Source organism: Hymenobacter rubripertinctus (assembly GCF_003583925.1).
GTDB lineage: Bacteria > Bacteroidota > Bacteroidia > Cytophagales > Hymenobacteraceae > Hymenobacter > Hymenobacter rubripertinctus.
The window spans coordinates 132958-143894 of record NZ_QYCN01000006.1; the positions used below are offsets into that span (position 1 = coordinate 132958).

Sequence of the window (10937 nt, forward strand, 5' to 3'; positions counted from 1 at the left end):
TTGCCTTTGTCTGGGTCTGCTTTTTCCGCGCCGGTTGGTCGCCTCTGGTTCTGGGTAGCGCTGCTGCTGCTGGTGCCGGTGCGCCTGCACGGCCTGGCGGGGGCGGCCCTGCCCGATTACGATTCGGTGCGCAACTGGCAGATTGTGCAGGAAGTGGCGGCGGGCAACCTGGCCCACCTGTTCCGGCACGGCAGCCCGGCCTTCATGCTAACCTACGCCCCCGTGGCCTGGCTCAGCACCGACTACCGCGTTTTCCAGCACCTCAATGCCCTGGTGGCCGTGGCCGCCATCGGGCTGCTGGCCCGTTTCGTGGGCCGCGCCACTCGTTTGCCAGACTGGCAAACCGGCCTGCTGGTGCTGCTCATGGGCTCGGCCACCCTACTCACCTTCTCGGGCCGCGACTTCACCATGAGCTCCTGGAGCCTGCTCTGCTTTGCCGGGCTGTTGGGCGCGTATTACCGGCGGCTGCACCAGCCCGAAGCGGCTACGCTGTACCGGGCCACCGCCTGGCTGGTGCTGGGCCTGTGCTTCAACTACAAATTCATTCTCACGGTGCCCATTCTGGCGGTGCTGGAGTGGTGGCGGGCCGATGGCCTGCTGTTGCGCAGCGGGCACTGGGGGCGGGTGGCGCTGCTGCTGCTGCTGCCCTACCTGGTGCTGGGCACGGTGGGCCGGCTGGCGGGCCTGCCGTGGTATGCCTGGCCGGGCATTTACTACAACGTGGCCTTTCCCGGAGCCGCCAACGCCGCTGGCCGGGCCACCACCCTCCACCCCGATTTCCTGTATTACCTGCGCTACCTGCGCGATTTTGAGTCCTGGCTGGTGTGGGTGGGCCTGCTGGGGCCGCTGTGGCTGCTCAGGCCGCGGCGGCGGGGCCGGCCGCTGCCGCCCGAGCTCTACCTGGCTGCCTGGGGCTGGTGCCTGCTGGCGGGCATGTCGCTGCTCGTTAAGGCCCCGCGCGGACTGCTCTGGGCCTATCCGCTCTGGTATGCGCTGGGCCTGCTCGTGCTGCGGCGGCTGCCGGTGGCCGTGTGGCTGGGCCTGCTGCTTATGGCGCTGGCCGGCAATGGCTGCCGGCTTCAGCGCGAAATATACGCCTACGGCCCCACCCGATACCCCGCCGTGGCGGCCTGGCTGCGCGCCCACGGCGGCGGACCGGTGGCCAGCACCGTAGGCCTGGGGCTGGCCCCGTTCCGGCCCGCCCCCGATACGGTGCGCGTGGTGATGGAGGCGCGGGAGCTGGCCGCGCTGCGCCGCCGGGGCTACCGCTACGTGCTGCTCGATGCCTACTGGCGCGTGACCAACGTGCGGGCCTTCGACTCGTTGCGCCGCGTGCCGCCGCTGGCCGCCTGGTCCGAGCCCGGGCTGACTTCGCCCTTGCTGTTTCTGGAGCACTCCGAGTTCACGGGCCTCAGCTACCAGCAAACCCTACGCCGGCACCAGCAAGCCCGCCCCGACACGCTTCAGCTGCGCCTGCTACCGCTCTGAGAACCGGTTTAACCCAGCACTTGGCACCGAACATGGTGGAGCGGAGGAAGCGGTTGCATGTTTTCGTGTTGTAAAAAAAGATGCAACACGAAAACATGCAACCGCTTTTTTGAGCCTGGGTGCCTCCACAACCGCGCGCTGGTGTGGCAGTCGGCCCGACTCTTTTTGGAGGCGAAAACCGGGGGGGGGGCACCCAACGGACATACTCGCGCTTCCCGGTGCCGGCCGGCCCATAAATGGTTAGCCGGGATCAGGCGCAGCGTCATCAAAAAAGCCCTCCCCGGGCCGCTGATTGCCAGCTTGCCGGGGAGGGCCTGATGCCTCGGGGGAGGCGGATTCGTTACTGGGGCCGGGCCGTGGTCGGCAGCGTGTTGGCGTCTACGTAAGGGATGTTGGCCCGGTAGCTTTTGTTGATGGTTTTGAGGAAGGCGTTAGCCAACAGGGCATTGCCCCGGGGCGTGAGCGAGTACAAATCCAAGGAGTAGAAGTTGCCCCGCACCGGAGCGGCCGAGTATTCTACCCCATTCACCGAAATGCGGGTGTTTATCTGGAAGAACAGCTCGTCCTCCAGTTTCACGAATGGCAGCTTGTAGACCTTGGTCGCGAGGCGTTCGAGTTCCGTGTTGAGCCCGATAAGCGAAGAATTCACCCGGCTGAACTCGTTCAGGTCCAGTACATCGCGGCGGCTGACGGGGTTGCGGCGGCTCAGGCCGTAACGGGCCTGCACCGTGCCGCCACCGGGCAGCGCCACGGTTTCCTGCCGACCGAGGCGGGCCAGGCCGGCGGGCAACACAAAGTCGCCCGCATCAATGGGCCGGACGACGTTGCCGATGGAGGAGGTGATGTAGATGGAGTCCGGGTTGGCCCCTTGCGTGAGTTGGCCCCGGATACCATCCTTGCCGCCCAGGCGCAGGAAGGGCAGGTTTTGCAGGCTGGGCACCAGGGCAATAACGCCCGGCCGCCCGTTGGCCGTGAGCTGGTCGAGAACTTTCTTGGCGTTCAGGTTGAGCAGGCTGCCGCTGGGAGCCGCGCCGCACTCGCCCCCGTTCAGCATGTAGGGCAGTGCGTCGCCCAGGCCCATGAAGAAGGTGAAGAAGCTGGCATTGGCCGACGCGTCCGTTACCGTTTGCAGGTAGGTGCGGTTGTCGTTGAGGGGCAGCAGGCGCTCCAGGTAGGGGTTGAAGGCGCCCGTTTTGTTCTGGTTGGCCGTGTTGCCGAGGCCCGCCACTCCCACCTGCGTCAGGCCCAGGCCGGGCACGCCCAGGTTCTGGCTCAGGGGCGCAGAAGGGGCCTGCGCGTAGAGAAACGTGGTATCGGGGCCGCCGCAGGCGGTGGGGTTCACGAAGTAGGCGCTGCGCACGGCGCGGCCTTTGGTCACGCGGCTGGTCTGCGGAATGCCCAACGCGTTCAGCTCCCGCAGCGTGAGGTAGCCGGTGCCGGTACCGGCGGGCAGCAGGCCCTGGGTGAAGGCGGCCTGGGGATTGATGCGGGCAAATTGCCGCGCCAGCAGGGCCGGATACGAATACTCCTGGCTGGCCGCCGTCAGGCCGCCGTCGCTGAAACCGGCGGTGTAGCCGTCGCCCACGGCCAGGTAGCGACTCACGTCCAGCGGGCCGGCGCTGGGTGTGGGCTCCGTTTGGGTGGGCGCGCAGCTGCTCAGCAGGCTGCCCGCCGCCAGCGGCAGCAGCGCCAAACGCAGCAGGGGACGGAAAATCAGCACCGGAAAGCGAGGTTGAAAGCGTTGCATAAGCAGAAGGAGCAGGAGCAGGAGCAGTTAATTCTTGGAGCCGAACGAGTAAGAGGCCCCGATGGCCAGCGTGTGCACCAGCGTACGGTAGGTACCCGCAATGCTGGGAGCCTGAAACTGGGTGCGGTTCACGCGGGCCGTGCGCTGGCCCACCACATCCAGGCTGTAGCCCAGGTCCAGCATCACGCGGTTCAGGCGCAGGCTGGCCCCCAGCGAGCCGCCGAGGCGGTTGCCGTCGGGCAGCTCGGGCGTAATGAACTCGTCGCGCACCGGCGACTCGTCGTAGCTCACGCCGGCCCGCACCAGCAGGTCCTTGGAAACCTCGTACTCGCCGCCCACGCGGAAGGCCATGGCATCCTCGTAGCCGCGCTTGCTGCGCACGCGGGGGCCGGTCTGAGTGTCAAAATTGAGCGAGTCGTAGCGGCCCCAGCCCGTGAGGGTGAAGTCGAAGGTAACCAGCAGGCGCTCCGTCATGTGGTCGGCCAGGCCCACGGCCAGGGCCGAGGGCAGCTCCACCTGGGAGGTAAATTTAGAGCTGGCCGGGTAGAGCGCCGCATCCAGGGCGGGAATGTTCTGGTAGGTGGCCGTGCCACTGTTCATTTTCAGCGTAACCGGCGCGCGGAAGCTGATGCCAAAGGCCAAGTCTTCGCCGGTGCGGCCGTACATGCCCAGGCTGTAGCCGATGCCATTACCGCGGCCTTCGAAGCGGGCCGTGGCTCGCTGGTCGTCGTACTGGCCCAGGCTCCGCTCCTGCTTCAGCTGGCCGGAAGCATAAATGAACCCGGCCCCGAGGCTGAAGTTGTCGTTGACTTTGAAAGCCGCCGTGGGCTGCACGTACACCGTTTGCAGGCTGGCCGAGCGCACCACGCTGCGGCCCTCCCAGGCATCGGGCCACTTGGTGTTGTAGCTAAAGGGCGTGTTCACGCTCAGGCCCACCTTCACCCGGTCCGAAATCGGGTGGGTCAGGTAGAGGTAGCCGCCGGGCACCACCGACAGGTCCTGCCTGGTTTCGCGGCGCGAATCAGCCCCTAGAAACGACGTGGCCCGGACCGTGCCCATGCCGCCAATGCTCAGGTGGGTGAGCGAATCGAGGTGGCCCAGGATGCCGGGGTTGTAAAAAATGGCCGAGGCGTCGCGGGAGTAGGCCGTGGCGGCCCCGCCCAAACCCAGCAACCGGGCACTTTGCGGTCCGTTCTGGAAGCCGCCGGCCGCAGCCGCACTCGAAATAAACAGGAAACCAGCGGAGAGTAAGCGTCGCGTCATGCAGGCAGTTTTTCGGATACTAGACCGCAAAGGTAACGAAAAGGTGAGACGGTGAGACAGTTAAATGGCGACGTGGTGAATGAGTGACGTGGTGAATGAGTGAACCGTTCACCACGTCACTCATTCACCACGTCGCTCATTCACCGCTTCACGCCCAGACTATCGAGGCGGTGCTGGTAGCGGCGGGCATTGCGCAGGTGTTCGACGTAGGTTTCGGCAAAATCGGAGAAGCCGCTGCCGTCGGGGCGGGCGCAAAAGAACACGTAGTTGTGCCGGGCGGGGCGCAGCACGGCGTCCAGGGTCTGGCGGTTGGCCGAGGTGATGGGGCCGGGCGGCAGGCCCTTGTGCTTATAGGTGTTGTAGGGCGAATCCACGAGCTTATCGGCGTTGAGCACCCGTTTCACCCCGAAGTTGCCGATGGCCCAGAGCAGCGTGGGGTCGGCCTGGAGGCGCATGCCTTTGCGCAAGCGGTTGAGGTAGGCCCCGGCAATGAGAAACTTGTCGGTGGGCTGGGCCGTTTCGCGCTGCACGATGCTGGCCAGCACGTGCACCTGGGTGGGCGTGAGGCCCAGCGAATCGGCCCGGCGGCGGCGCTCCGCCGTCCAGAACCGCTGGTGAGTGGCCGCCGCCGAATCGAGCAGCTGCCGGGCCGAGGTGTTCCAGAGCAGGCGGTAGGGCCCGGGCAGGAACAAGGTGAGCACGGTGGTGGTGTCTACCTGGTAGCGGCGGCGCAGCAGGTCGTTGTCGTTGAGCAGGCGGCGCAGGCTAACCGAATCGGTTTCGAAGGCCGCCGCCAGCTGCCGGGCCAGTTGGGGCTTGTATTTGAAGGCGTTGAGCGTAAAGGCCACCGTATCCTGCTCGCCCCGGCTCAGCATTTCCACCAGCGCCTGGTTGCCCAGCCCCGGCTCCAGCAGGTAGCGCCCCGGCTTCACCCGCTGCGGGTAGTTCAGCCAGTGCGCCACCCACTCAAACGAGGCCTGACTGCGCAGCAGGTCATACTTGCGCAACGAGTCCAGCACCGTTCCATAGTTGGAGCCCGTCCCGATATACAGGTAGGCCGGCCCGAAAGCCGAAGGCCGCACGTTGGGCCGCCACAGCAGCTGCCACGCGGCCCCGAGCCCCGCCAGCACGGCCACGCTCAACGTTAGCAGAAAGATGAGCCAGAATTTACGCAAAGCGGGAAGATGGTGAATGAGTGACTCGGTGAATGAGTGACTCAGTGAGAAGGAAGAAACGATAAAGGAATCGGGGGCAAAAAGCGCGTCATGCTGCGCCTTCGCTCAGAATGACGTGCCTGTTCACACCGTGCGTCACACATTCACCGATTCACTGCTTCCTGCTTATGCCTCGTTTACCAGCGCGGCCACGGCGGCTTGCAGCTCCTGCTGGCGCTGGCGGCGCTCCACTTCCAGGGGCGCAGCGGCGCGCACTTCGCAGTCGGGAATGGTGCACCGCTCGCAGGTTTCGTTCACGTCCTTCACGATGATGGCCGCGTCGTCGAGGAAGCGGATTTTCTGGCGCAGGTTCTCGTCGCAGAGCAGGCCCACCGTCACGCTCACGGCGGGCTCGGTGGCGGTGCCGGCCCGGGCCAGGGTCAGGCAGAGGTACTCGTCGCCGTTGGGGTAGCGGGAGCGTTGCGCGCCCAGGGTGTAAGAGGGCGCGTCGGTGGGCGGTTGCTGGCGCAGCTCGGCAATCATGCGCAGCGAAATCCAGCGGCGGCAGTAGTGCTCGTGCAGCTCGTTGCCGTGGGGGTTGTGCAGGCGCGAGAGGTGGAGCTCCTTGGTCAGCTTGTAATCGGAAGAGCCGTTGGCTTGGTCGAAGCGCAGGAAAAACAGGCTCTGGATGCCGAAATGGCGGGGCAGCAGGTTGGTAATGCGCTGCATGAACATTTCCGGCGACACGTCGTAGCGCGTGAGCAGGTCCAGCAGCAGGGCGGGCTCCCACTTTTTGGCGTTGAAAAACCCCGTCAGGTCGCGCACCAGCACGTCCTCCTCCATCAGCAGCGCCCCCGCGAAATAGGACGCCTTAAAATTGTTGAGCACTTCCTCGAAGGAGCGCACCGGAAACGAGGCATTCACGTAGGGCCGGTCTTTCAGGCTGAGGTAGTTGAAGGCAATTTCCCGACCCAGCACGAAGCCTTCCTGGGCCCCGGTCAGCTCCCGGCGCAGCAGCAGCCGCTTCGGTTTGGGCTGAAACACCGACCGTAGCCGCCCCAGATGGGCGTACGCATCAAGGCCCTCCCGGTCGAGGGAATAGCCGTACTGCGCCACCAGCACCCGCTCCAGCTGGCTTCGGTCGAGGGGCGCGGTGGTGGAAAAGTTGTGCTCCACGGCGAAAGTGCGCACGTCCTGCTCCAGCTCCTCGAAGTAGTTGTCGTGCATCTCCTGAAAGGAGCGCAATGCGGCCAGGAAGAAGTGCTCCTGGCGCATTTCGTAGTTGCGGGCAATTTCGAAGAGCGTGCTGATGAAGGCGTTCATCTTGGCCGGCGCGTCGGCAATGAGCTCCACGATGCGCAGTGGGTCGAGCCCGAACATATCGAGCGGGAACTCCTTGAGTAAATCCGATTGCAGCAGCTCCGAGATGGGTTCCAGCCGCCGGCTCAGGGTCAGGGATACGAGCTGGTCGTAGCTCACGCCCAGCACCTTACTCAGGCTCAGGATCTTATCGGCTTTGGGGTATTTCTTGCCCTTCTCAATCTCGTTGAGATAGGACACCGAGACGTCGCAGGCCCGGGCCATTTCGGCGGGTGTGAAGCCCCGCTCCTGCCGCAGCTCGCGCAGCTTCAAGCCAAAAATTAACCGGACAACCTGGCCGTGACTCAACATAGGGAAGGTGATGAAATAGTGAAATGGTGAGGTGGCGAGGTGGTGAAATGGTGAGTTTGACGTTCAGGAAGCCCAACGGCGCAAGTGGCGCAAGCAGGCCCTTAAACGTCAAACTCACCATTTCACCACCTCGCCAACTCATCACTACCCCTGCAAATCTACGTTTTTGAGCCTGTTCTAAAAAATTAGCGAATATTCGCTTGATTAATAAAATTCGCTAAACTACCTTTGAATCAATCCTTCCGGTACCACCCTTCTCTTTCACGCTAAACCCCCAGCCATATGTCGCCTTTCGCTGAGCCCCAAACCCTTACTCCGTCGTACATCACGCCCGAGCGGGTGAAGGTGGTAGGCGAGTATTCGCCCGAGTACGCCGAAATCCTGACGCCCTCGGCCCTGGCGTTCGTGGCCGAGTTGCACCGCCGCTTCGAAACCACCCGCCGGGCCCTGCTCCAGCGCCGCGAGGAGCGGCAGCAGCGGCTGGCCGCCGGTGAGCCGCTCGACTTTCTGCCCGAAACCCGGATGCTCCGCGAAAAGTCCTGGACCGTGGCCCCGCTGCCGGCCGATTTGCTCGACCGGCGCGTGGAAATTACCGGCCCCGTGGAGCGCAAAATGATTATCAACGCCCTCAACTCGGGGGCCAAGGTGTTCATGGCCGACCTGGAGGACTCCAACTCGCCCACCTGGGCCAACGTGGTGGAAGGCCAGCGCAACCTGCGCGACGCCGTGCGCCGCACCATTTCTGTGAGCACGCCTAAAAAGGAGTACACACTCAACGAGAAAACCGCCGTGCTCATGGTGCGCCCCCGGGGCTGGCACCTGCTCGAAAAGCACCTGCTCGTGGATGGCGAGCCGGTGAGCGGGGCCCTGTTCGATTTCGGCCTTTACTTTTTCCACAACGCCCACGAGCTCTGTGCCCGCGGCACGGCTCCCTACTTCTACCTGCCCAAAATCGAGAGCCACCTGGAGGCCCGCCTCTGGAACGACGTGTTCGGGTTTGCCCAGTGGTCGTTGAAAATGCCCAAGTGCATCATCAAGGCCACTGTGCTGATTGAGACGCTGCCGGCCGCCTTCGAGCTGAACGAAATTCTGTGGGAGCTGCGCGAGCACTCGGCCGGCCTCAACTGCGGGCGCTGGGACTACATCTTCAGCTACATCAAACGCCTGGGCCTGGGGGCCGAATTGCGGTTGCCCGACCGTGCTGCCGTGACCATGACGGTGCCCTTCATGAGCGCCTACTCCCAGCTGGTGGTGCAAACCTGCCACCGCCGGGGCGTGCACGCCATGGGCGGCATGGCAGCCCAGATTCCCATCAAAAACGACCCCGAAGCCAACGAGCTGGCCCTGGAGAAAGTCCGCCAGGACAAGGTGCGCGAGGCCCGCAACGGCCACGACGGCACCTGGGTGGCCCACCCCGGTCTGGTGCCCATTGCCCTGGAGGTGTTCAACGAACTCATGCCCCAGGCCAACCAGATTGACAACAAGCGCGACGACGTGCACGTGACGGCCCAGGACCTGGTACAGGCCCCAACCGGCGACATCACCGAAGCCGGCCTGCGCCTGAATATCGACGTGGCCATTCAGTACCTCGAATCCTGGCTGCGGGGCAACGGCTGCGTGCCGATTTACAACCTGATGGAGGACGCCGCCACCGCCGAAATTTCGCGGGCCCAGGTGTGGCAGTGGCTGCACACACCCGGCACCCAGCTCGCCGACGGCCGCCCCGTGACGGTGGACCTCTACCGCACCCTGCTGCCCGACCAGCTGGCCCGCATCAAGGAGCAGGTCGGCGACGAAACCTACAACCAGGGCAAGTACCTGGAAGCCGCCCGCCTCTTCGACCGGCTGGTGATGAGCGAAAAGTTCATCGAATTCCTGACCCTGCCCGCCTACGACCAGCTCGATTAACCAGGCTCCCAGGGCTGAAGCTCTGGGCTAATCAGCGCGTCGTTGACCTCTGCGTAGCCCAGGGCTTCAGCCCTGGGGCCTTGAGCATAGCCCCCATCCTACTGCCTTTTCAAACCCGCATTTCGGAGCGGCTAGCTACGCTTTTGCCTTCACTTTCTCGTTTCACCTCTCTTACCCCTACTTCCATGAACAAGCAGCAACGTATCACCGCCATTGAACAGGACTGGGCCACGAATTCGCGCTGGAAAGGCATCATCCGCCCCTACACCGCCGAGGACGTGATGAAGCTGCGCGGCTCCGTAACCATTGAGTACTCCCTGGCCCGCAACGGGGCCGAGCGGTTGTGGCAGCTGCTGCACTCCGAGCAGTACGTGGCCGGCCTCGGGGCCCTCACCGGCAACCAGGCCGTGCAGGAAGTGCAGGCGGGCCTGAACGCCATTTACCTCTCCGGCTGGCAGGTGGCGGCCGACGCCAACAACTCGGGCCAGATGTACCCCGACCAGAGCCTCTACCCCGCCGACTCGGTGCCGGCCGTAGTGCGCCGCATCAACAACGCCCTGCTCCGCGCCGACCAGATTCAGAGCGTATCCGGCGAGGGCGAGGTGCATTGGCTGGTGCCCATTGTAGCCGATGCCGAAGCCGGGTTCGGGGGCAACCTGAACGCGTTTGAGCTGATGAAGATGATGATTGAGGCCGGGGCCGCCGGCGTCCACTTCGAGGATCAGCTTTCCTCGGCCAAGAAGTGCGGCCACCTCGGTGGCAAGGTGCTTGTGCCCACCCAGGAAGCCATCAACAAGCTGGTAGCCGCCCGCCTGGCCGCCGACGTGATGGGCGTGCCTACCCTGGTAGTAGCCCGCACCGACGCCGACGCCGCCGACCTGCTCACCTCCGATATCGACCCGCGCGACCAGCCCTTCGTGCTCCAGGAGGCCGAGCGCACTTCGGAAGGCTTCTTCCGCGTCCGCTGCGGCCTGGAAGCCGGCATTGCCCGCGGCCTGGCCTACGCCCCCTACGCCGACCTGATCTGGATGGAAACCTCCCACCCCGACCTGGAGCAGGCCCGCCAGTTCGCCGAAGCCATCCACGCCCAGTTTCCCGGCAAGCTGCTGGCCTACAACTGCTCCCCCTCGTTCAACTGGGCCGCCAAGCTCAGCGTGCAGGAAATGGAAACCTACCGCGAGGAGCTGGCCGCTATGGGCTACAAGTTCCAGTTCATTACGCTGGCCGGCTTCCACGCCCTCAACACCAGCATGTTTGAGCTGGCCGTGGCCTACCGCGAGCGGGGTATGGCCGGCTACTCCGAACTCCAGGAGCGCGAGTTTGCCCTCCAGAAGAAGGGCTTCAAGGCCGTGAAGCACCAGAGCTTCGTGGGCACCGGCTACTTCGACGCCGTGCAGAACATGGTAACCGCCGGCCTCAGCAGCACCGGCGCCCTGGTCGGCAGCACCGAGGAAGCCCAATTCAATAATCACTGATTTGCGCTGATTCAGCGGAATTCCGCTGATTATTTGAAGTTCCAAACAGCAAACAGCCACCTCTTACGGGGTGGCTGTTTTTGGCTACTCTACCCTACTATTTTAGTGGGTTGTCCACGAGCAAGATAGCGACTAAATACATCCAGTAGGTTCAGAATTTTGCGTGCCAGCGGCTGGTCAGGGGCCGTATGTGGCCGGGTGAGTTGGCGCAACAGATTCAGGCCGTGCCGA

7 protein-coding genes are annotated in these 10937 nt (G+C 64.3%); 3 read left to right on the forward strand and 4 right to left on the reverse strand.

Annotation, left to right across the window (positions count from 1 at the left end):
* The first annotated feature begins 6 nt into the window (after positions 1-6).
* On the forward strand, positions 7-1488 hold the full coding sequence (locus D0T11_RS06140; RefSeq protein ID WP_119654894.1) for a hypothetical protein: 1482 nt from the start codon (positions 7-9) through the stop codon (positions 1486-1488).
* Positions 1489-1828: 340 nt separating this feature from the next.
* Here D0T11_RS06140 and D0T11_RS06145 read toward each other — a convergent pair whose 3' ends face one another.
* The 4 genes from D0T11_RS06145 to D0T11_RS06160 form a co-directional block, all read right to left on the reverse strand.
* Complete coding sequence (locus D0T11_RS06145; protein ID WP_119654895.1) at positions 1829-3235, reverse strand: hypothetical protein; 1407 nt, start codon at positions 3233-3235, stop codon at positions 1829-1831.
* Positions 3236-3262: 27 nt separating this feature from the next.
* Positions 3263-4498, reverse strand: a complete 1236-nt coding sequence (locus tag D0T11_RS06150) for an OmpP1/FadL family transporter (RefSeq protein WP_119654896.1) — start codon at positions 4496-4498, stop codon at positions 3263-3265.
* Positions 4499-4638: 140 nt separating this feature from the next.
* On the reverse strand, positions 4639-5673 hold the full coding sequence (mltG, locus tag D0T11_RS06155) for an endolytic transglycosylase MltG (RefSeq protein WP_182888269.1): 1035 nt from the start codon (positions 5671-5673) through the stop codon (positions 4639-4641).
* 165 nt (positions 5674-5838) lie between these two features.
* On the reverse strand, positions 5839-7284 hold the full coding sequence (locus D0T11_RS06160; RefSeq protein ID WP_245990627.1) for a helix-turn-helix domain-containing protein: 1446 nt from the start codon (positions 7282-7284) through the stop codon (positions 5839-5841).
* A 321-nt stretch (positions 7285-7605) separates the two neighbouring features.
* Here D0T11_RS06160 and aceB point away from each other — a divergent pair, with 321 nt between their 5' ends.
* Together aceB and aceA are read left to right on the forward strand one after the other, a co-directional pair.
* Positions 7606-9231 (forward strand): malate synthase A, encoded by a 1626-nt coding sequence (gene aceB / locus D0T11_RS06165; protein ID WP_119654899.1) that lies wholly within the window; start codon positions 7606-7608, stop codon positions 9229-9231.
* A 185-nt stretch (positions 9232-9416) separates the two neighbouring features.
* A complete protein-coding gene (gene aceA, locus D0T11_RS06170; protein WP_119654900.1) occupies positions 9417-10706 on the forward strand; it encodes an isocitrate lyase in 1290 nt (429 codons plus the stop codon).
* The last annotated feature ends 231 nt before the right edge of the window (positions 10707-10937 follow it).

Coding starts and splice junctions, on each gene's coding strand:
- D0T11_RS06145 (WP_119654895.1), bottom strand. CDS start 3,235: ATGCAACGCTTTCAACCTCGCTTTCCGGTGCTGATTTTCCGTCCCCTG.
- D0T11_RS06150 (WP_119654896.1), bottom strand. CDS start 4,498: ATGACGCGACGCTTACTCTCCGCTGGTTTCCTGTTTATTTCGAGTGCG.
- aceB (WP_119654899.1), top strand. CDS start 7,606: ATGTCGCCTTTCGCTGAGCCCCAAACCCTTACTCCGTCGTACATCACG.
- aceA (WP_119654900.1), top strand. CDS start 9,417: ATGAACAAGCAGCAACGTATCACCGCCATTGAACAGGACTGGGCCACG.